Origin of the sequence: Carboxylicivirga agarovorans (assembly GCF_050589845.1) — a bacterium.
GTDB lineage: Bacteria > Bacteroidota > Bacteroidia > Bacteroidales > Marinilabiliaceae > Carboxylicivirga > Carboxylicivirga agarovorans.
Genome location: NZ_JBNGPA010000032.1, coordinates 14,206 through 37,558 on the forward strand (window position 1 = coordinate 14,206; position 23,353 = coordinate 37,558).

10 protein-coding genes are annotated in these 23,353 nt (G+C 40.2%); 9 read left to right on the top strand and 1 reads right to left on the bottom strand.

Annotation, left to right across the window (positions count from 1 at the left end; translation table 11 throughout):
* Position 1: 1 nt before the first annotated feature.
* From ACRD69_RS20700 to ACRD69_RS20710, 3 genes are all read left to right on the top strand, one after another.
* Positions 2–1,933, top strand: a complete 1,932-nt coding sequence (locus tag ACRD69_RS20700) for a DUF3604 domain-containing protein (RefSeq protein ID WP_430817052.1) — start codon at positions 2–4, stop codon at positions 1,931–1,933.
* A 209-nt stretch (positions 1,934–2,142) separates the two neighbouring features.
* On the top strand, positions 2,143–3,294 hold the full coding sequence (locus ACRD69_RS20705; RefSeq protein ID WP_430817053.1) for a helix-turn-helix domain-containing protein: 1,152 nt from the start codon (positions 2,143–2,145) through the stop codon (positions 3,292–3,294).
* Positions 3,295–3,650: 356 nt separating this feature from the next.
* Positions 3,651–3,788: a hypothetical protein gene (locus ACRD69_RS20710; protein WP_430817054.1), complete on the top strand. Its 138-nt coding sequence runs from the start codon at positions 3,651–3,653 to the stop codon at positions 3,786–3,788.
* Positions 3,789–3,927: 139 nt separating this feature from the next.
* Here the strand turns inward: ACRD69_RS20710 and ACRD69_RS20715 are convergent, their stop codons facing one another.
* Complete coding sequence (locus ACRD69_RS20715) at positions 3,928–4,887, bottom strand: T9SS type A sorting domain-containing protein (RefSeq protein ID WP_430817055.1); 960 nt, start codon at positions 4,885–4,887, stop codon at positions 3,928–3,930.
* 1,098 nt (positions 4,888–5,985) lie between these two features.
* Between ACRD69_RS20715 and ACRD69_RS20720 the strand changes: the two genes are divergently transcribed.
* The 6 genes from ACRD69_RS20720 to ACRD69_RS20745 all read left to right on the top strand — a co-directional run bounded on the left by ACRD69_RS20720 (position 5,986) and on the right by ACRD69_RS20745 (position 23,278).
* Complete coding sequence (locus ACRD69_RS20720) at positions 5,986–7,626, top strand: hypothetical protein (protein WP_430817056.1); 1,641 nt, start codon at positions 5,986–5,988, stop codon at positions 7,624–7,626.
* A 245-nt stretch (positions 7,627–7,871) separates the two neighbouring features.
* Positions 7,872–10,994: a SusC/RagA family TonB-linked outer membrane protein gene (locus ACRD69_RS20725; protein WP_430817057.1), complete on the top strand. Its 3,123-nt coding sequence runs from the start codon at positions 7,872–7,874 to the stop codon at positions 10,992–10,994.
* Positions 10,995–11,081: 87 nt separating this feature from the next.
* The gene (locus tag ACRD69_RS20730; RefSeq protein WP_430817058.1) at positions 11,082–12,596 is read left to right on the top strand and encodes a RagB/SusD family nutrient uptake outer membrane protein; all 1,515 of its coding nucleotides are present in this window, start codon (positions 11,082–11,084) and stop codon (positions 12,594–12,596) included.
* Positions 12,597–12,636: 40 nt separating this feature from the next.
* The gene (locus ACRD69_RS20735; RefSeq protein WP_430817059.1) at positions 12,637–14,115 is read left to right on the top strand and encodes an FISUMP domain-containing protein; all 1,479 of its coding nucleotides are present in this window, start codon (positions 12,637–12,639) and stop codon (positions 14,113–14,115) included.
* 57 nt (positions 14,116–14,172) lie between these two features.
* The gene (locus ACRD69_RS20740) at positions 14,173–21,753 is read left to right on the top strand and encodes a S8 family serine peptidase (protein WP_430817060.1); all 7,581 of its coding nucleotides are present in this window, start codon (positions 14,173–14,175) and stop codon (positions 21,751–21,753) included.
* A 79-nt stretch (positions 21,754–21,832) separates the two neighbouring features.
* The gene (locus tag ACRD69_RS20745; protein WP_430817061.1) at positions 21,833–23,278 is read left to right on the top strand and encodes an FISUMP domain-containing protein; all 1,446 of its coding nucleotides are present in this window, start codon (positions 21,833–21,835) and stop codon (positions 23,276–23,278) included.
* Positions 23,279–23,353 lie beyond the last annotated feature (75 nt).

A 23,353-nucleotide genomic window follows, 5' to 3' on the forward strand; every position in this document is an offset into this window, starting at 1 on the left:
TATGAAAAAACTAGTATTACTCATTTGTGCAGCATTGATAATTACAGGATTATTAAGTGCTCAGGATATTGGTACTCCGGATATGAAAAATATAAAGGGATTATATCCAGGAGAAACTTATTCCCCCTATGCAAAAAGGAAGTTTCCGAATAATGTTTATTGGGGAGATACACATTTGCATACAGGAGTTTCACTTGATGCAGGTCTATTTGGTAATATTTTAGGGCATGAAGATGCATACAGGTTATTACGAGGTGAAGAAATAACATCATCAACAGGTTTACCTGTTAAGCTCGGCCGTCCACTTGACTGGGTGGTAATAACAGATCATTCTGATTTGATGGGATTAGCTGTAGGTATCCAGGAAGGTTCTCCGAATATTCTTGCCGAACCTTTAGGGAAAAGGTGGCATGAAGCTTTTGAGAAAGGTGGTGAATATGCCGGAAAGGCAGCCTTTGAACTTATTCAAAACTTTTCACAGGGAACGCTTCCTGAGAGCATGTTGAACGATTACAGTCCGGGTTCTGCAGTATACAATAACATTTGGGAAGATATTATCAATACTGCTGATAAATACAATGAGCCGGGAAAATTCACGGCATTGATTGGATATGAATGGACGTCAGTTCCTAAAGGCTTTAACTTACACCGTAATGTGATCCTCAGGGATGATAAAACAAGAGCTGGACAAGTAGTTCCTATGGTTACAATGCCACCACTTGGTTCTACTGATCCACTTGACTTATACAAATGGTTGGAAATGTATGAGGAGAAAACAGGAGGGCAGGCCCTTGCACTCGCGCATAACGGTAACCTGTCAAATGGTTGGATCTTCCCTGTGGATAAGACTTATTCGGGTGGCGTAGTTGATGCCAATTACGTTGAGCAACGTGCCAAATGGGAACCTTTATACGAAGTGACACAGATCAAAGGTGATGGTGAAACCCACCCATACCTATCGCCCGACGATGAATTTGCAGACTATGAAACCTGGGCTGTTGGTAACCTGGACCTTTCAGAGCTTAAGAAGCCTGAGATGCTGGCTGGTGAATATGCAAGAGAAGCCTTGAAGAATGGTCTGATGCTTGAAACTAAATTTGGAACCAACCCATACAAATTTGGAATGGTCGGTGCAACAGATAGCCATACTTCACTGTCAACCGCTGAAGAGGATAATTTCTTTGGTAAATCAGTAAGTGTAGAGCCGTCAAAAACACGCGTAGAGCATCCTTTTATTAAATCGGATCTTGGTGAAATCAGTGGTGATATGATCGTGGCCTCTGGTTACCAGGGTGTATGGGCAACCGAAAATACGAGAGAGGCGATATTCGATGCCATGGAGCGAAAAGAAACCTATGCGACTACAGGTCCCCGTATTCCGGTTCGTTTCTTTGGAGGTTGGGAGTTTACTGATGATGATTTGAGAAGCAGAGCACCGGCATTTGTCGGTTATGAAAAAGGAGTGCCCATGGGAGGAGATCTAAGAAAAAGTACGGGTGCTGAGGCTCCTAATTTTATGGTATATGCCCTTCGCGACCCCATTGGAGCTAATCTTGACAGGATTCAAATTATAAAAGGTTGGGAAGATGCCAATGGCAAATTACACGAACGCGTATATGATGTAGCTGTATCAGGTGATCGGAAAATTGATAAGGATGGAAGGTGCAAAAAGCCTGTTGGTAATACAGTGGACTTAGAATCAGCCAGCTGGACCAATACGATTGGAGCCTCTGAACTAATGGCAGTTTGGAGAGACCCTGATTTTGATCCTAAGGAGAAGGCATTTTATTATGCAAGGGTAATTGAAATACCAACACCTCGCTGGTTGGTATATGACAAAGTAAGACTGGGTGCTCATATTCCTGATGGAGTCGAATTGATAGGTCAGGAGCGTGCCTATACTTCTCCTATTTGGTATAATCCACCTGAATAGGGTAAACAATAAGACAAGATCAAGAAAAGAGCAGGATTATCCTGCTCTTTTTCTATTTCAGGGCTTCAAAAAAAGATGAATGAAAATTGCTAACGGTAGTGATATATCAGCGATTAGAAAATGAATTTACTGGCAGAAGTCAGCATTTATTTTTTTTCATTACTTATTAATTTATCTAGTTTTGTAGTAAACCAAGAGGTAAGACGTATATGGAAATTGAAAGTTACTTTGATCTTTTTCTTTTATTTGGTGCCGCATTTGCATTCCTGATGTCAATGTATCTTGTATTTTATCCCCACAACTTATTTGCCAATAGAATTTTAGGTGTATTGGTATTTACATGGGCGTTTACGGTTGTTGGCTATGTATTGGGTTCTTTTGGCACTCCCCGATCGTTTTTCATAAAATATCCGCATTTCTATGGTGTTTCCACCTCATTTTCCCTATTATTTTTTCCTTTAATGTTCATGTACATAAAGAGTTACCTTTATAAGGATGCCCGGCGTTTCAGAAAGGGAATAATTCATTATGTACCTTCCATAGCTTATGTAATCATTTTTATGCCCTTCTTTTTAAAAAGTGGTGCAGAAAAAATAGAGATGTTAAAGCATGGGTTTTCTCCATGGATAATAACACTTCAGGGAGTTTTAAATATTGTCATTATACTTCAGGGGATTTTCTATTCCATATTATCATTACGCTCACTTCATCATTTTCAATATTTTAGAAAACGGAAGCTATCAAAGAACCAGGTTCAATCAGTTAAGTGGTTACGTTTTTTTGTCATTGCCAACGTTTTGTTATGGATCATTGGAGCATCAGGAGCCTTAACTGAGATTGTCGATATTTCCTATCCCATCAATCCATTCAATATCTTTTACCTTGGTTTGACATTATTAACTATTGTTATTAGTGTTTTTACAATAATACGCCCTCAACTTTTCGCCATAGAGGAAGATGTGACAAGTCTTCTGGATGAACCAAAGGCGGAGGAAGATACCATAAGCGATGAAGAAAAGGATCAGCGCGATTATGACTTTTTACTGGAGTACTTCAGCAGAGAAAAACCATTTCTGAAGAATGATCTTAAAATGAAAGACCTTGTCAATGGAACGGGCTTATCCAATAAACGGATAACTGATATTTTAAATTTAAAGTTTGATAAATCATTCTTTGACCTGGTAAATGAATACAGGACCAAAGAAGCCATTCGTTTAATACAGGAAGGATTTCATCAGAAACATACCTTGCCCCATTTAGCTGAAGAAGCCGGGTTTAATTCAAAGACAACTTTTAACCGGATTTTTAAGAAGTATACCGGACACACGCCCAGCGAATACATTCAGAGAAACAATTATTAAAGGAAAGTAAGTTTGCTGTCGAATATTAGGGTATTCGCTGTTATTTGTAATTTTGAATTGTGTCTTAAAGATCTTGAATACAAATACAAGGTTTAACTGCTTACTATCTACAATTATTAATTTCATACAGAGAATAACATGATCCTATGATATGTTATTTCTCCATACAAAGGCTCCTAATGTGACTTACACCTTATATTAAAACTAAACGATAATGGGGTAGAATAGTTAGGTTAGATACAGGAGTTGAACTAATCTGTGTATTCAAGATATAATTCTACTAGAGTTGAAACTAAATATACTTCATGTTATCGATCTTTAGATAGAGGCCTTAGCCTGCAATTTAAAGGGCAGGAATGAAAAAGAATCTAGTATTCTTAATTATTTCAGCAAGGGCAGGGTTTAAGCCCGACTTTTTAAGAGTGTCTCCAGGATTAAATAATACCTATCTCCTTCGCAAAAGCAAAAAAGACCCTGCAGTAATTGACAAGTAACCGAATGTGCAATTGTTTACCAAATTCTATACAGGAGGTAAGTGAATTTTTAAAAAAATCCCCGGAGTTATGAGCTCCGGGGACATAAGATATTATGAACTATTCTACAAAGGCTATTTGTACTAAGTTCACTTAATGGTTAGTTTTTAACAATGCGAATAATTTCTGTTTCACCTTCGATTTCGATAGAAAATAAATAAACGCCATTTGAAAGGTTTGAAATAGTCACTTGATTTAAACCTGCATAAAGAACCGTTGATCGAACAACTGAACCTGCTGCGTTATAAATAGTTAAATTTGCTGAATTAGTTAACTCAATATTTACAAAATCAGTAGCAGGGTTAGGATATGCTTTTAATTCAAAGTCTGGCACAACATCTTCAATAGCGGTAGGTACATTATCTACAGTACCTGTACCTGAGAAAGTAGCCGTCTCTGCGCCCGAATTAGTCATCCATCCGTTTTGCGGAACCAGGTCAGTGTTATTGTCGTTATACATGAAATAAGAAGTAATCATACCCTCATTCCAGATTCTCCACTTAAATTCACCATTCCACATTTCATCAGTATATGAAATCTTCACTCCTTCAGTAGGATGTTGATATACCGGCTTGTTATTGCTATCCGTTTCTACATACTCATATGTACCATTAAGGAAAGTTTGTGAAGCATTGGCAATAGTAACAGATGTACCTTCGAAAATACTTTGGGTACCAGTGCCAGAGAAAGTAGCTGTTTCTGCGCCCGAATTAGTCATCCATCCTTCTTGCGGAACCAGGTCAGTGTTATTGTCGTTATACATGAAATAAGAAGTAATCATACCCTCATTCCAGATTCTCCACTTAAATTCACCATTCCACATTTCATCAGTATATGAAATCTTCACTCCTTCAGTAGGATGTTGATATACCGGCTTGTTATTGCTATCCGTTTCTACATACTCATATGTACCATTAAGGAAAGTTTGTGAAGCATTGGCAATAGTAACAGATGTACCAGTATAATCTTGTGCATTGACTTTATCATTCATTCCAAATAAAGCAAACACCGCCAATAATGTTATCAGCCAATTTTTCATTTTGTGTACATTTTTTTTCATGTAATTCAATTTTAAATTTAACATCGCAACAAACATAGAAGGTATTGAATAGGCGGATGTACCAACTTGAATAAGTGTGTACCAATGGTTCAATATTGATATAGCTGTAAATGGTACAGTTGATTGGATTTTAGATTTGGTGCATCTTAACATTCAGAATATTAGTGTTATATGGATGGTGTATTGATAAAGGTAATATTGTTCCCCGCGCAATTCCAATTTTGCGGATCCAAATGGCAGGAGTTGTTATTGGTGATATCCTGGTTAGGGTATAATTACCCTTTTTTCATTTTTTTTGCCGGTAATATTATTTAGGGATGACTATAAAGTCAGCATGATATACAGGATAACTTATTGTTGGATCAATAGCATAGTAAAGTTACTCCTCTAACCTTTCTGCTTTTACATTTTAAAATCTGGTTAATTATTAAGTGTGTCATTCTAACTTTACGTATTAGCATAGACGCGTTATGGGTATGCAATTTATCCAATTCCATACTCCTGCTTATACTCAGGTGTGTTTATGGTGGGATCACAATGTAGGTCCATTATTGAAAAGAGCAATAAGCGTATAGATACAATATACTATTGTGTCTGTTTAGCAATTCAAGAGGAAGGAATTAAAGCTGTTGTAACTATTAGACTGTGGATTACCACATTAAATTTTCGTTGGAAACCACAATTTTTAATGTGGTATATGCTGTAAGTGTCAGGTAGTCTGATATGTATGTTTGTATTGTGAAATATTCCGCATCCGTATCGAAAGAAATTCTAAAGAAATTATGTCGTATTTGGATTGATGGTTTTAGATGTTCAATAAGGTAGAAAGTAAGATCAAATCACTTTTTCCAAAAAGTAAAAAGACAGGTGTTAACAGAAAATATTTTGTAAAGTGATTCAATTATCAATGGTGTTTAAGGAAATGAATATAAGGGTTATAGGCATCTCCTGTGTCAAGTGTTTCAAGTGTCAATTTGAGAGTTGGAACAATGTCAAAGTAATTGGTTCGACTGACAATACCTGAATATATAAAATTGCACACCTTAATCAGATTTCGAGAAGGTGTCTGTAACGAATACAAACTTTAAAATTTAATGTATGAAAAGAAAAATTTTATCAATGATGTTAGTGGCCTTCGTGGTCCTGTTAGGAAGCTGTGTTGGAGACGACATAGATGATTTGCAAGGGCAGATCGATGATTTAAATGAGCAGGTTCAACAGTTGGAAGAGGCCCAGAAAGCTGCACTTAGTGCTCAATTACAACTATTGATGGCAGAGATCGAAGATTTGAAAGCAGAAAATGCCGAACGTATTGCCAATAGCGAGGAACAAGCTAATAATATTGATCAGTTAGAAGCTGACTATACCGACTTATTGGAACAGATTGCTCTTTTGGAAGATTTAATTGCACAAAATGCTGATGGTGTTGAGGGCAATAAAAACATGATTTATTTTGGAGATGTGAATAACGAATCAGCCTATGCATCTTTTGCGGCTCAGGAAGGAGCAACAGTTATTGTGGGTAAAGTGAAGATTGAATCACAAGCTCAGGCAGAATTATTAGCTAATGTGACTTATGTTGGTGGTAGTGTTGAAATTATTAATATTGAAGCAGCCAACAGTATTGTTTTATTACCAAGTTTAAAAACTATTGCAGGAGATCTGTTAGTTGGTTTGGATTGGGATAAAACAAATAAATATAGTCAACCTAGTACTTCTGCGAATACAGGTTTGGTTGCGGTTGCAATGCCTGAATTAAAATTTATCGGATCAGTACGTATAAATAACTTCTTTTCTGCCGGAGGTACCGGAAGTGGAGCTGAAGACAATGACGGTTTAATAACCACATTAAATCTGGGAGGGGCCAGCGTATCTGGTGATGCCTGGTTCGGATATCTTAATAAGGCAACAACAATAAATATTGGTGCCGTAGCAGGAAACTTGAATATTAGCAAATGTAACTCTACAATTGTTGAGATAAATGGTAACATCGGCGGCGATTTCACCTTTTACAATAATAAGCTGACTACCTTGTTAACAGGTTCTTGTTCTTCTATTGGCGGTAATGTCGCTATTGAATCTAATGGTCACAAGCCACAAGTAGGTGATGTTAAGGGCATGGCAGGTGAGCTATTGTCTAGTGTAACAACAATTGGTGGAGATATTAAGTTGTGGGGCAATCATTATTTACCTGGCAGCAACATTGAGGTTAACTGGTTTAAGAACTTAATAAGCTGGAAAGGGCTACTGATTGATATCTATGAGTTTAGTGGAGGATATGCAACCTTAAAATTATTCAATAATCTGGAAGATGACCGATTCTTAAGCTATACACCTTATGGCACCCCTCAGGTAAAAGTAATTGTACCTACTGGCTTAGCTTCATTAGAGGCCTTTAATTCTGCTACTAAAATAGGTCATATTGACTTTAATTCGAATGATGCTCAATCGGTATTTGCATTTAAAAGCCTGACAGGTTGCCATGTTTCTGGAGGACCTTCTAAATTTGATTTCTCCGGTTCTCAGACTGTAGATGCCCTTAATGTTTTCACTACTTGTCGTTTTTCAAGTTCAGCTATTGAAATACATTTAAATTCAACACAGGATAAATGTTCTATGAATACTTTCTTACAAAGTGTTGCCGATGGTTCATTTGTAGGCAACCCGGTATTTTTTGTTGATGATGCAGAGGTAACGGATGTAACAGCATTTATTACAAGCGCAACAAGTGGTTGTTAGTAGAGTTTAAATTGTAATACTATATTCTAAAACAAAGGAAGAAGACTCTCCGGTACTTATAATAATATGCCGGAAACATAAAATAGTACCGGAGATGCTTTTCTACTTAGTCGTCAGCTAAGCTGATGTTTTTATTAGAATCAATCTTAAAATTAACAAGTCTAATTAATAACAGTTCTTATTCACAGCACTACTTGTGGTGATGAGTAATAAGGTGTGCTGTGTCAAAATTAAAAAACGAACTAATGAAAAGTTTTCTGTGGGGATTTCTTTTAAGCCTGGTATTTACAGTGTCATCATTGGCGCAAACAATTCAGGTTCAAGGAACAGTGACTGAAGAAGCCACCGGGTTAACATTGCCTGGGGTAAGTGTTTATATTGAAGGGACAACAACGGGTACCATCACTAATATTGATGGACAGTACATACTTGAAGTTCCTTCTGATGCTACCATAGTGTATTCATTTATCGGGATGAAAACCATTAAAGAGGTAGTGAACGGGCGTACAACCATTGATGTGTTGATGGCGCCAGACAGTGAAATTGTGGACGAGGTTATGGTGGTAGCTTATGGTTCAACGACCAAAGAGGCCTATACCGGTGCCGCACAGGTGGTGGAAGCCGAAGTTATTGAAAACCGCCCCGTAACATCTTTTGAAAAAGCCCTTCAGGGTACAACAGCAGGCCTTCAGGTGACCAGTACTTCAGGTCAGCCGGGAGCAACCGCTCAGGTCCGCATCCGTGGTATTGGCTCATTATCAGCCGGTAGCTCACCTTTATACATTGTTGATGGAGTACCTATTGAAGGAGGATTAAGCAGCATTAACCCAAATGATATTGAAAGTACAACTGTACTAAAGGATGCTGTGTCAGCGTCATTGTACGGTTCACGTGCAGCTAACGGTGTTATTATCATTACAACCAAACAAGGTAAAGCAGGTAAGACACGCATTTCTTTTAGTGCACAAACGGGTATCGCCAATCGTATTTCAGATGGTTACCCATTAATGAATTCTACCCAGTTTTACGAACACTCGTGGCAGGGTATATACAATTTTGGAATTGCAAATACACCTGAGGAAGGTGATACCGGATGGGAAGATTTCCAGAATATTGATGGGGGTGACCCACACAAATATGGTGTACGTATTGCCCACCGTGATGTTGAAGATATAGTTGGATACAATCCATTTGGCATTGCTAATCCACTGGATGACAATGGAAAGTTAATTCCAGGTACAGAAGTACGTACCAATACCAACTGGCGTGATGAAGTGTATAAGCAAGGTATCATACAGAACTACAACTTAAATATATCAGGAGGTACAGAAGATACCAAAGTATATTTCTCATTGGGTTATTATGATGATAATGGTACAGTATTAAGCTCTAATTATAAGCGATACAGCAGTAAAATTAACGTTTCGCATAAAGTTAATGATTTCATTACAGCAGGTGTAAACAGTTTAATGTCATACAGCATTACCAACGGACCTCCTTCAGGATCAGGTGGTGCCAACCCAACACGTTCGGCTGATATTATCAATGCCGCTTCTCCTGTTAAGATGCCTGACGGTTCTTGGGCATGGGGTAACAAGGCTGCTTTTGACTTTAACCCTGTTGCTTTGGCCGAGATGGATATTTATCGTTCAAAAGGCATGCGTAGCATGTTAAGCTCTTACATCAATGTTCAATTATTACCGTCATTATCGTTTAAAACAACAGGATCGGTTGATTACAGTCACTCAAAAGGATTAACATACTACAATCCGGAGCACGGTAATGGTGCTGCTGTAAACGGCCGTAGTTCTATGTCATCGGGAGAAGGATATGTGTGGAGTATTTCTAATATTTTCTCATGGAATAAGTATACCGATCGTTCAAGCCTGGAAGTTATTGCGGGTCAGGAAGCCTCAGGTACTTACAGTGAAAGTATGAGTGCAGGTGTAACTGACTTCGCCATTCCCGGTAAGTACGACCTGGTTTGGGGTAGTCAGCCGTCAACGGCAGGAAGTGGTAGTTCAGAATCAAACCTGATATCCTACTTGGGACAGGCTAAATACAATTTTGCCAGCAAGTACTATGTGAGTGCAAGTGTTCGTGCTGATGGTAGTTCCCGTTTTGGAGAAGAACACAAATATGGTTTGTTCTACTCTGTAGGTGGTAGCTGGCGTATAAAGCAGGAAGGATTTATGCAGAATATCCTTTGGTTAAACGACCTGAAATTCAGAGGTAGTTATGGTACTTCAGGTAATAACAACATTGGTAACTATGCTTCATTAGGTTTATATGGAGGAGGTGCTAATTATGGTGGTTACCCTGGTTTAGGTGCTTCACAACCACCAAATCCAAATATTCACTGGGAATCAATGACAGCCAGTAACTTAGGTGTGGAAGCTACGGTGTTTAAGAACCTGTCGATGACAGTGGAATTGTACGAAAAGAAATCAGAGGGACTGCTATATGCCCGACCATTGTCTTCATCAAAAGGTTTCACCAGCATTACGACCAACCTTGGAGCAATGAAAAACTATGGTATTGAGGCCATGGTGACATACAGAAAGAAGTTTGGTCAGTTTTATAATGAAACAGGTTTCAATGTAACGGCTAACCGCAATGAAATTCTAAACCTGGAGCAGGACCGTATTACAGGTGCTACACAGATGCGTGAGCCAGGTGGTGATATTCACCAATTCTTCATGAAAGAGTGGGCAGGAGTAAACCCAAACAACGGTGATCCAATGTGGTATACCAATGTAGCTTCTGATGATGAGGAAAACAATGTAGAGCCAGGGTCAGCATTTGCACATCCTGATGGTTCAGGACGAATGGTAACAAGTGATTACCAGGACGCGGAACGTACCCGCCAGGGATCAGCGATGCCTGATTTCTATGGTGGTCTGTCAAACATGTTGACGTACAAAAGTTTTGATTTTGCCTTTAACTGGTACTTCAGTGTAGGAGGTCAGATTTATAACTATGATTATGCGGGTAATATGCACGATGGATCGCGCACAGGCGATAACCTGTCAACGGATGCATTAGCAGCCTGGACACCTAATAATCGATATACAAATGTTCCTAAGTATGTACAGAATAATGCCAGCGGGAGTAATCAGATTTCAACCCGCTTCCTGGAAGATGCTTCATACCTAAGACTGAAGAATATTTCATTGACCTATAATTTACCCCAATCTATTTGTTCGAAGATGAAGATGCAAGGCTTAAAGGTATTTGTTTCAGCAGAAAACCTATTGACCTTCACTAACTTCAAAGGTTTTGATCCGGAGGGTGCCCTAAGTGGTACGACTAATAATAATATACCAGGTGTAAAAACTTACACCGTTGGTATTAAAATGGATTTGTAGAGCAAACAGGGATATTAAATAACAATGAGAGTTTCATCCCGATTTACAGGGACAAGTTGTAATCATTGAATAATAAATTTTAGACACATGAAGTTTTTAAATAAATATATAAAGTTAGTAGTTGCTGCCACTATCATAGGCTCAACACTTTCTTGTAGTGATGAGTTTCTGGATACCAAACCAGAAACAGCAGTGTCGTACGAAGAGGCATTTGAGTCGATCACCAATGCTGAATCCGCTTTGGTGGGTATGTACAACAACTTAAGTGCATATAATTTTGATGGTTTATATGCTCCTATTATGGGTGATTTGGTAGGTGAAGATCTGTTACTGGACTCAAAACAGAACTGGGGCTGGTTTTTATCAGTATATCAGTTAGAGACTTTGCCAAACTACACATGGGCAGCTGAACCATGGTCAAGTGGTTACTTTTTAATTTACCAGGCTAACCAGATAATTGAAAATGCTGATCGCGTACCTGACGCGACAGATGCTCAAAAAGGAAATTTGAAAGGTCAGGCTATGGTTATGCGTGCGGCTACCATGTTAAAACTGGTACAAATGTTTGGTGAAGCCTATACGGTGAATCCAGGTGCACCAGGTATTTTAAATGCCAATACTACAAAAGAATGGGATGAAGAAGACATTGCCCGCTCAACTGTTGGAGATTGCTATGGACAGATTCTTCAGGATCTGGAAGACGCGATTCCAATGTTGGAAGCTTATGCAGCTGAAGTATCTGAATTGCCGGTAAGTGAACAGCCACAAATGTTCAGAGATGCAACTGCTTTCTTTAATGTACGTTCGGCCAATGCTGTATTAGCCCGTGCTTACCTGGATATGCAAAACTGGGAAAAAGCCCGTGAGCACGCAGCCATTGCAAAGGAAGATATCACTCTGATGCAGATTGATGAATTATTGAGTGGTTTTAACTTTCCGAATAGCGAAACATTGTATTCCATAAAATACACAGCGGAGGATAACAATATCTACTTGTCAATTCCATCATTCTATTTTCCATTGGGAGGGTATAGCTCTATGCGTGCAGACACCAGCTTTGTTGATACCTACAATGATTTTGATGTACGCAAGAAATGGTTCCCGCACGGACGTGACCTGATGGTACGTTGGTCAGGAAGTGAAGAGGATGTTCCTTTAGATGCTGATAATTATGTGGTGTTGAAATTTCAAAGTATTAATGGACAAACGGGTTACGCACAACGCATCAGCATACGTGCTTCTGAGATGTACCTGATTGAGGCTGAATGTGAAGCTGAATTGGGTAATGATACAAAAGCACAAGAGCTTTTATATTCCATCCAGAGAAGAGCCTATCCTGGTGCTGTGAAGTCTGGTAATACCGGTCAGGCTTTGATTGATGAAATTTTATTGGAACGAAGAAAAGAATTAGTGGGAGAAGGTTTCCGCTGGAACGATATCAAGCGTCGCAGCCTGCCATTTAAGCGTAATGGTCACCACTGGTCGAAATGGGATTTCCAGTTTGGCGATGAAGATTACTACCGCCTGACTTTCCCGATACCGCAAAGTGAGATTGATAACAATAGTGCTTTATCGGAAGCAGACCAAAACCCAGGTTATTAATCGATGAAAGAGATTGATTAAAACGGGAAAAACATTGTCTATGATGGTAAATATAAATAAGTGGTTAACAATTGGTCAATTACTAAGTATCCTTGTGATACTTAGTAGTTGCTCCAAAGAAGAGAGCATGGTGAGCTTAAACCCCAACGCGGGTCAAAGCTTCCTTAATGTGGAGAGTGAGGGTTATGTAGTAACCTTAAACGCAGAGGAACCTGCAGATGACCAGGAAGGAATCTGGCGCATCTATAGTGGAGCAAACGGGACATTTGATGATGTGAATGACCCAAAGACAGTATTTCATGGTGAACCAGGAGAAATTTATCAGCTTGGATGGGAGGTAAGCCATGGAAAAGAATATAAAGCTGAAACCATAACAGTTTCATTTAAGCCATTAAAGGCGAATATAGCCACGGAAGTGGCAGATACATTAATTAATAATGTATCCGTTGAACTGGAAGCAGAAGCTGCAAGATTTGGCGCCAACGGACACTGGACAATTGTATCCGGAGAAGGTGGCCGAATTGAGAATGCAGATAATCATATAGCGCAGTTTATTGGAAGAGAAGGACATGATTACAAATTAAACTGGACACTTTCATTTGGTTCTAAAAAAGATATTAAGTCCGTTTCTTTTCATACCGATACCTTGCGCGCAGATGCAGGAATTAACAACCTGGATATAATAACAGCCAAAGAAGCCAGCGTTAAGTATACCAACCTTAATGCGTTTTTACCAGCAGGAGGTACCGGAAACTGGACATTATTAGGTTCGACCGATGGAGAGGTCCTGGCAAACAATGATGCCAGTTCGGTTTTCAAAGGAACAGCTGATCAAACCTATCAGCTAATGTGGACAGTGCAGGTAGATGACTATCAGGCTGCTGATACACTTGAGATACGTTTCCGCGGTCAGTGGGGCATGTGGACCGATGATAGAGATGATCAAAGCTACCGTTTTGTAGAGATCAATGGTCTGGAATGGATGGCTGATAATTATAATTACAACAGCTACCCTTATTCGGGAGGTGTACATCCGTATACTGAATATATCCGATCGTGGTACTATGGTCAAACACCGCGTGCACATATTAAAGATGGTGTTCCGGTGGAAGGAGAAGAGGCCAGAAAGTTATATGGTCGCCTGTATAACTTTTATGCAGCATTGTTTGATGCACCAGAAGGCTGGAGATTGCCAACCAAGGAAGAATTTCTGGCTTTGGGTGGCTACCTTTCATCTCATGGATATACAGCTGATGAACTGATGGTTGGCGGTAAAACAGGTCTTGAACTGGTATACGGAGGAAGCATGGCCTATAGCAATAACCGACCAGAGCAAAAAGATTATTTCTCAGAGCAAGGAATTGCCTGTTATTACATGACAAGCGAATACACCCCTGAAAAATTTGAAGTGATAGGAATCGCATTCAATTCAAATTACGGAGGACCGGCACAGGTGCCTATGTCCGCGTTTTTTACAGGTACTTCAGTTCGATATGTAAGAGAGGTGACGAATAATTGATTTTAAAACAAGGCTTAATGGTGAATTTTATTCACCATCAGGATTAATTGTAATCATATGAAAAGGTTAAAATATAGTTTTCTCTTAGTCATGTTCTTTTTACAGGTGCTGGCCGTGCAGGCTCAGGTGCCGGTGGAAGATCTGGTAAAGGGAAAAATCAGGATAAAGCTCAAGAAGGAATACCTGCAAGAGCTGTCACAACTTAAAGGAGCAACGACCAATACCAGCTCTAATGTTATTGGTATTGATCGTATTGATCAGTTAAGTGATGAAATAGGTATCACACGCATCAATCGTGTCTTTCCTTTCTCTCCATTACATGAAGAGCGTCACCGTAAGCACGATTTGCATTTATGGTACGAGTTGGATTTTGATGAGACAGAAAATCCTAATGGAGTGGCTACTATGTATGCACAGTTAGAAGATGTGGCCATTGCCAAACCGGTGTATAGGAAAATATTTATAGAGGGAGAGGGAACACCAGTTCCGGTTAATATTGACTCCCTGAATTTAACAGCTACTGAGGGTAGTGAAGCCAGTGCTACGCTTAAAAGTTCTACGGCTGGTAATAGTGGAGAAGTTAAGTTTAACGATCCACAGTTAAATCAGCAGTGGCATTATGAAAACGATGGTACTATTGGTACAGCCAATGTCGACATAGACCTGTTTAAAGCATGGGCTAAAGAGTCGGGAAGTGCCGATGTCATTGTTTCTATTGTAGATGGTGGGATTGATACAAAGCACGAAGACTTAATCGAAAACCTCTGGGTGAACCAGGCCGAAATGGATGGTGAACCGGGTGTTGATGACGACCAGAATGGATACGTAGATGATATTCATGGATTTAACTTTGTTTACGGTGGTGCTGTAACAGCTCATTTTCATGGAACGCACGTAGCCGGTACTGTTGGTGCAGTGTCCAATAATGGTATTGGTGTTGCCGGTGTCGCCGGTGGTGATTTTAAAGATGGTAAAGGTAATGGTGTCCGCCTGATGTCTTGTCAGGCCTATGATACACGAGGTGGTGACGGTAAAGGTTTTGCCGCAGCTATTGTATATGGTGCCGATAACGGTGCTGTTATCTCGCAGAACTCATGGGGTTACTCAACACCGGGATATTGGGAACCAGAAGTACTTGATGCCATTAAATATTTTATTGCCGAAGCGGGGTACTATGAAGGTAGTCCTATGCAGGGTGGAATTGTTTTCTTTGCAGCAGGTAACTCTGGTAAAATGGAGGAGCATTACCCGGGAGCCCATGAGGAAGTAATCGCTGTTGGTTCAACCGGTCCTGCAGGTGATAATGCGCCATATAGTACGCATGGTCCGTGGGTGGATTTGTGTGCTCCGGGAGGTGATCAGAGTGGAGCATTCGGACCGGAAGGTGGTGTATTAAGTACCCTGCCTAATAATAAATACGGTTTTCAACAGGGAACATCCATGGCTTGTCCACATGCTTCTGGTGTGGCTGCTTTGGTGGTCTCAAAGTTTGGCGGACCTGCCTTTACAGCTGACGATCTGAAAGGAATCATATTGGGTTCAACTACAGGTTTAACATTTGATCACAGCGATAACTATGGTATTGGTAACCTGAATGCACTCAACGCATTGGCAGAAGATTTACGGATTGCTCCTGATCCGATTAATGACATAAGGGCTTTTAATATTTCCCATAATGAATTGTCATTGGAATGGACTGTGCCTGTTGACTCAGATGATTTTCGTCCTATCAAGTTTCACCTGGCGGTTAGTGGAGATTTGCTGACTGCTAAAAACTTTGACCAGGCTTCGGTATTCACATTGGATAATCCTTTTGAAGCAGGAGAATCTGTACAGGTGCGTATACCTGGCTTACAAAAGCAGACTAAATATTACTTTGCTGTAAAATCATCAGATCGTTATGACAATGTTTCTGCAATTTCGAATGTGCTTGAAGTAACAACAACCGATGCGCCTTATTTCAAGGAATCAACGCGTGAAGTGTTCTTCAATGTTGATGTCACACAGTCTGCTCTTCAGTCACAGACCATTCAGTTCTCTAATATTGGAGAAGGATTGGTATACTGGGGAAGCGAAACAATGAATAATAGTGACTTGTGGATTGATATGGCCGACTGGGAGCAGGAAACACAGGCACTGGCAGAAGAAGCGGCCGCTAATCCGCAACTGTATCAAGCCACTCAACCTTATCTGGAAAGTGAAACAACGAGCTTAAAGAGTGGTACCAAAGATCATTTTATCAACGATAATACCATTGCATTTGACGGACAGTCATATGAAGCTGGAAACGGCTATTATGATTTGATTGGCTCTGGAACACCCAATGCCGGTCTTATTTACGGAACACGTTTCAAAGGGCCGATCAATCTCACACATGTGGAGATGGCCTTGTATCCGACACAAAAGGAATGGCCGATAAGAGTGGAGGTAAAAAGAGGATCAGATCAGATCGAAAACGCCAGAACCGTTATAGTGCAGGAATACTATGTGGATACAACAAATGTCATGAGTTTCTTCAAAGTGCCTTTGTATGAGCCACAGAATATGTATGAAGATGAGTATTTCTGGGTGGTGCTTCACTTTCCAAAAGAAGAGCCGTATCCTTTAGTGGTGGAAAGCCTTGCACCATACTATGAAGGAGCCTTTATGGTATCGACCAATAATGGTTATTCATATAATGAGGCCTATCATACAGTCGGACGCAATAAAGTACCACTGGTACGTGCTTTAACATCTGGTAAGGATGGTGCTTTTGCATTTATTGATCCAACTTCAGGGTCAATACAAGGAGGTGAATCGCAGGATGTACAGGTAACAGTGGATGCTGAGTACCTTAGCAATGGCAAGCACATGGCAACCCTTTCATTGTATACAACAGACATCTATAAGCCTGGTGTGGCCATTGATGTAAAGGTGCAGGTAAGTGGTCAGCAGCCAAAATTTGAGGCAGAGGATATTTATAGCTTTGATATACACGCAAATGTTGAGGAACTATTGCATTTTGATGTTGTTAACGGTGGTTATGATACCTTGGTAATACGTGATGTAAGTGATATCAATGGCTTCTACACAAAAGCCTTTTCTGATTCCCTGCTGATATTACCAAAGGAAAAAGTAAGCATACCGCTTAACTATCTGTCAACTCAGACGGGTATTTACAATGAAGATATAACAGTGATGACCAATATTGGTGATCAGCGGATGACAGCACAAATGAGAAGCATAGAGGCTCCAACGATGGTGGTAGCTGCATCTTCTTCTCCTGTCAATATTGAAGTCCCATACAACGGTTCATCAGATATTTTAGTAAATGTGAGTAATACAGGTACTGGTTCGGTGCTGAATTATGACATCAGTGAATATAACGCGTCAAGAGTATATGGTGGTTATCAGGCCAATGGTCTGAACTATGAAATCAAAAGTTCTCATGATGTGGATGGTCCTTCGGAGAACCTTTGGGAAGATATAGAACCTTTCGCTGTTACTTATCCACAAAAGTATTTCTTTATAAGAGAGTTTTCCTTCGAAAAGGCATTCCCATTCTTTAACGGACAGCTTAATAAAATGAGAATCGATCGTGATGGAACACTATTTAGTGATGGTCGCGATGAAAGTGCTGTGAGAGTATTGAGTAACTTTACAACCATTGATTGCAAGGATGCCAATGTTTTCTTCAGGGACGTTTATTATCATGATTTCGGTGATCGCCGTGTCTTTACATTGGTGACTTACCTGGCTGATAAACAATATGAAGGAGAAAAAGACATTTATACTCAGGTTGTTTTCTTCTCAAACGGAGCCATAGAGTATCGCTACAAAGATGTTGACGCCATTGTTACTAATAACCTGAATAATTGTAATATTCAGCTAAATGGGTTTAATACTGCCGATACCCTTGTGTATGCCCGATATGATGATGGACAGCAAGTTCTTAAAAACGGACTCGTTGTGCGATTTGAGCCAACAACGGATCTTAATGTTGTCTCAACTTATGAAACCAATGGTGCTGTAGCAAAAGATCAGACGCGTCAGATCGCTTTTAAGGTGGAGCCGTCAAAAGCAGGGTTGCCTGCAGGTACATATGCGAATACTATCCGCATTAAAGGCAATTCTCCTGACGAGTATCAGGACGTGCCGGTAACTATTACCGTCACCGGTATGCCAGAGTTAGCTGCAGCTGATACACTAAGTTTTCCAACGGTTAAAACGGGACAATCAGAAATCGCTTACCTGGAGGTAAAGAATACAGGAAGTGATATAGCCATAATAGATAATGGCGATATAATATTTGGTGATCCACAGCTTTCTGTAGTTAGTGCTTTACCGATTGAGCTACCGGCGTTCTCGTCACGATTAATTAAAGTAGCTTTTGCACCAACAACTGAAGGCAGTCTTACGACCACTGCCATTATTAATTTCTCTAACGGGCAAACAGCTTCATGCGTTGTTACCGCTACAGGTAAAACTAATCCTGTAATGACAAATACTTTGCCTTTATCTGTTACAGCAGAAGTGAATGCCGGAGATGTGCTATCCATTCCGTTCAGTATTGAAGCCGGTGCTGCTGATTTGGCATACAGCTTTAAGAATTCGGTATTTGCACAGGCGATCAGAGTGGATCAAAAGATGGGTGAAGGAACCATAGAGGAAGACCTGACAGGTTCATATGGATACAACTGGCAGGAAGGTGACATTTATGGTCCGACCCATAAATGGGATGACTTAAATGATTATACAGATACCGATACTTTGTATGTTTCTCAGGGCGGACAGTTTGCTCTTAGCTTAGGATTTGAATTCCCGTTTTACGGCGAGTTGGTTGATACAATTTATGTATCTAAGAATGGCTACGTGGCTACTGTATTGCCACAGAGTGATATAGTAGGTCTTAATTTTAGTAAGAACGATGGTATCCAGGGCATGATAGGACCTCATATTTCAGGAATGATCTCAGACAAAGAGGGTGGTGGCGTTATGTCGCGCTTGTTGGAAGATCGTGTAATCCTGCAGTGGGATAATTTTATCAGCGAAGGCTATTATACCTCAGCACCCGTTACTTTCCAGCTGGAACTGGTGAAGGATGGATCCATCTTTTTCCATTACAAGGATGTTGATCGCTGGGATGCACCATTGAATTACGGGATTGAAAGCCCTGATGAATCGGAGTACATAGAGCCAGAGCGCTCAATTGCCCTTACCAAAAATAATAAGACCATACATGATCATATGACACTGGCCTTAACGCCTCCGTCAAATGGTGTGGTAAAAGTAGGTGAAACAGTTAATTTCAATTTGCAATTAAGAGCTGCAGATCTGTATGACAATGGCGTTTATACGGATACACTGCTGCTTTACACCGGAAGTACACAGGACGCTTTGTTAAAAGTACCAGTGCAAATGACTGTGGTAAATGGTGTTGGTAATATTGTAGCGCCTGCGCAGGAAGATGCCGGTCAGGTTATCTTTAAAGCTGGCGTGAGCAATAATGCAAAGGCAGAATATTCGCTTGTATTAACCAACAAAGGGCGATCAACAGCAACAATTTCTAAAATTGGGTCAATAGGTCTGCAAGATCTTAGATTATATGATAATGATGGAAATGAAATTGTGAAAAGTAGTTCAGGAGACCTGGCAATTCCTATCACAATAGCAGCATGGGCAAAGAATACATTGATAGTACACTGCCCAGTTACCACTGAGCAGGATATAAATGGAGAATTAAGCTTTGAAGGTGATTTTGCTACTGCTTCTACTATTTTCAAAGCTGATGTGGTGTCTTCTCCTGAATTCTCATGGACGGCTGTTGATCAAAACATTAGTATGCTTAATGGTGAGGAGCATGAGTATGGGTTCTCTATCAGTAATAGTGGAACAACAGCTTTAACGTATAAAATGATACCTGCTGTAAAGTCGAATCTGCCTGAAGGTGAATATCCAGGTGAAATTGAGGAAATAGCGCAGCTCACAGAAAATCAGGTATATACCATTGACTCTTTGGCACTTGATCGTAAAGAGATACCGGATGCCTATCATACACCAGGTACTGAAATGTTATACAGTAACCTGTTCAGTGCAAAAGAAGGAGGGTTGTTAATTACGCATGTAAAAGTTAATCTGAACCTTAAAAATCCGGATAAGTTATTGGGCTTGCATATCGCTGTTGGCGGTGAACTGCCGAAAGAAGGACGCTGGAGTTCTGTGAAGGATGGCGGCGAAGTCTTTGGTTTGACGCCAGGAGAATTGGCTTATGAGCAACGTTATAAAGCTCCGGAAGCGATTGATAATGAATGGATATACATGCCATTGACACAACCTTTGCAAATTCAGGAAGGAGAACATTTTTGGGTGACCATTGATTACCCGGGAACTGATCTGGCTCGCTCTGGTCATTCTGTAGGATATGATGTTGCAATTCATGAAAGCACATTGGACTCAACAATGAATGGTCTTGAACGCTCCTGGTTTGATTATGGCGTTTCGTGGACTCCAACCGACATGGGTAAAGTATGGAAGATCAGACCAATCACTGCTGCGGGAAATGATGGGAACTGGCTTACTGCCGAACCATTGAATGGTACAGTTGAAGGTGGAGAATCAGTGGAAATATCTACTAAAGTTATTGGTGATCTAGCCAATAAAGGACAGCACGAAGGACAATTGATCGTGGTGACCAATGATGTGGACAATAAAACCAGTAGTATCAGGTACGATATTAATGTGAATGGTTATCCGGAGTTGGTGTTCAAACCTAATTCTTATCAGGATACTTTGCTTATGGTTGAAACGGAGACTCATATTCTGAATTATATCTTTGAAGATCCTGAAGGTGATGCCATTACCTTTAAAATGAATGACATTGATAATGACTCTATTAAGCTGGTAACAGAAGCTGTAACGGGCAATAGTGCCAAAGTTAAAGTAGTTACTAATTATAAGAGTGATGGATTTTATGAGATACCGGTAAGCCTTAGCGATGCAGCCGGTAATGTGTTGGGCGATACCATCCGTTTTGAAGTGAAGGATCTGAACCGTACACCTTATTTCAATCCTGTTTACAAGAATATTAAACTGAACCTGGCAGATCCGGAACCAATGGTGATTGATATCAATGACCTGTTCATTGATCCGGATGGTGATGACCTGTATTTACAGGCCGGTAATATTAATCAGCAAGTGCTGGATATGGCATTGGGGTACGATTATATAACCTTACATCCTAAGGCAGAAGGGCTGGGTTTCCTTGTTTTTGCTGCTGACGATGGTAAAGAAAACGGTTACAAGTTTGACTACAGCAATGTTATTGTCAATAATGAGCCGGAAGCAGTGCCTAACGACCTGTCTGGATTCGAAGGTAATGAGCAGTTGATGGAACAGTTGGAAAACGGCATGGTTATATCGCCTAATTTAATACATGGCGAGGTATCCAATGTGTTGTTCAGACTGGATGAAGATGCTGATGTACGAGTAGAATTATATAATATGAAAGGGCAATATATAGATGCTTACCTGAATACACAACATGCCGAAGGCCTGAATCAGGAGCAGATTGACTTTTCAACATTAACACCTGGATTGTATCTGTGTCGCTTTGTGGTTAACAACGAAGTGAAAAATACAGTTAAAATTATAGTTAAGTAGGCTTGCAGGCCTCTCTTTTCAACGGAATGGAGAGGCCTGTTTTTTATTGTCAGTTAGAACTGGTCCAATCAACAATCACATGAATAAAAAAACTACACATTATATTTATGCACTTTGTTTAATGCTGGCAACTTTTCTCAGTTGCTCAGAAGAACAGGATGAAGTGACAATTAATCCTGAAGCAGGTCAAAGTCTTCTGAATATTGAAAACGATGGCTACCAGGTTGAAATGAATGCAGCATTTCCTGATGAAGGTCAGATAGGTACCTGGCGCATCTATAGTGGTGAGAATGGTGTTTTTGATGATGTGAATGATCCGGAAACAACCTTTCATGGTGAACCCGGAGAAATTTATCGCATAGGCTGGGAAGTAAGTCAGGGTAAACACTATGAAAGTGATGTCATCACTGTTTCTTTCAAACCCTTAAACCCACAAATTGTATCCAATCTAAACGATACATTAACGAATAATATTTCAACTTTTATTAATGCAGAACAGGCAAAGTTCGGAGCAGAAGGTTATTGGCAAATCATTGAAGGAGCGAACGGCTACTTTATTGACACTACAGACCATGAAGCTGCATTTATAGGTGTTGAAAACACAAGCTATACACTACGTTGGAACCTGGAATATGGCAGCAAACACAGTTACAGGGAAATAAGCTTTACAACTGATAGCCTGAGGGCAGATGCGGGAGAAGACCGACGCTATATCCGCAATAAAGTGGAGGATGAGATAAAATATACAGCCCTGGAGGCCTTTTTACCGGCTGGTGCCACAGGGCAGTGGAACCTGGTAGACGGTCAGGATGGTAAAGTATATGTAAGTGATCATGCCAGGTCTTTGTTTGAAGGTAAGGCCATGGAAGACTATTTCCTTACCTGGACAGTGGAGCTGGACGGACGTATATCCATTGATACCGTTAACATTCATTTTCGTGATAAATGGGGATTGTTTGTTGATGAGCGCGACGGGCAACACTACCGAACAGTAGAACTTAATGGAAAAGAATGGTTCGCAGATAATTTCAACTTTTACAGCGCACCAACTGACATTGCATGGTCTTTTTACTACGGGCAGGCTGCGCAGACCTATATGCGCGAAGGTCACCCTGTAGAAACAGAAGAAGAGAAAAAATACTACGGCCGTTTATATAATTACGTGGCAGCCTACCAATGGGCACCTGAAGGATGGCGCATTCCAAGCCTTAAAGAGTACCGCGAACTAATCGAAGCGATGGGTGGCGGAAACACCGCTTTACCCAAATTGGTGCATGGGGGTGAAAAAGGATTAGACCTTGTACTTGGCGGAGCTATGTTTTATAGTGGTAACGTCGTCGATAATAAAGACTATTTCTTTGACCAGGAACAACTGGGTTATTTATGGACCAATGATTTTAACCCTGATACCTGGGGATGCATGTTTATGTTCTTTGATAACTACAACTCGGTAGTTAAAGAAGCATCAGCCTTGTATTCAGTATTTTCAGTACGCTACGTGCGCGATATTAAAACGGAGAATTAAGCAAATGAAGCATTCATTATCACATATAATTATAGCGTTTTTACTGGTATTGTCATCATTCGTTAGTGCACAGGT

What these genes read in the sequence shown, in the direction of transcription:
- ACRD69_RS20710 (WP_430817054.1), top strand. Translation starts at nt 3,651, where the DNA reads ATGAAAAAGAATCTAGTATTCTTAATTATTTCAGCAAGGGCAGGGTTT.
- ACRD69_RS20730 (WP_430817058.1), top strand. Translation starts at nt 11,082, where the DNA reads ATGAAGTTTTTAAATAAATATATAAAGTTAGTAGTTGCTGCCACTATC.
- ACRD69_RS20720 (WP_430817056.1), top strand. Translation starts at nt 5,986, where the DNA reads ATGAAAAGAAAAATTTTATCAATGATGTTAGTGGCCTTCGTGGTCCTG.
- ACRD69_RS20745 (WP_430817061.1), top strand. Translation starts at nt 21,833, where the DNA reads ATGAATAAAAAAACTACACATTATATTTATGCACTTTGTTTAATGCTG.
- ACRD69_RS20705 (WP_430817053.1), top strand. Translation starts at nt 2,143, where the DNA reads ATGGAAATTGAAAGTTACTTTGATCTTTTTCTTTTATTTGGTGCCGCA.
- ACRD69_RS20700 (WP_430817052.1), top strand. Translation starts at nt 2, where the DNA reads ATGAAAAAACTAGTATTACTCATTTGTGCAGCATTGATAATTACAGGA.
- ACRD69_RS20740 (WP_430817060.1), top strand. Translation starts at nt 14,173, where the DNA reads ATGAAAAGGTTAAAATATAGTTTTCTCTTAGTCATGTTCTTTTTACAG.
- ACRD69_RS20735 (WP_430817059.1), top strand. Translation starts at nt 12,637, where the DNA reads ATGATGGTAAATATAAATAAGTGGTTAACAATTGGTCAATTACTAAGT.
- ACRD69_RS20715 (WP_430817055.1), bottom strand. Translation starts at nt 4,887, where the DNA reads ATGAAAAAAAATGTACACAAAATGAAAAATTGGCTGATAACATTATTG.
- ACRD69_RS20725 (WP_430817057.1), top strand. Translation starts at nt 7,872, where the DNA reads ATGAAAAGTTTTCTGTGGGGATTTCTTTTAAGCCTGGTATTTACAGTG.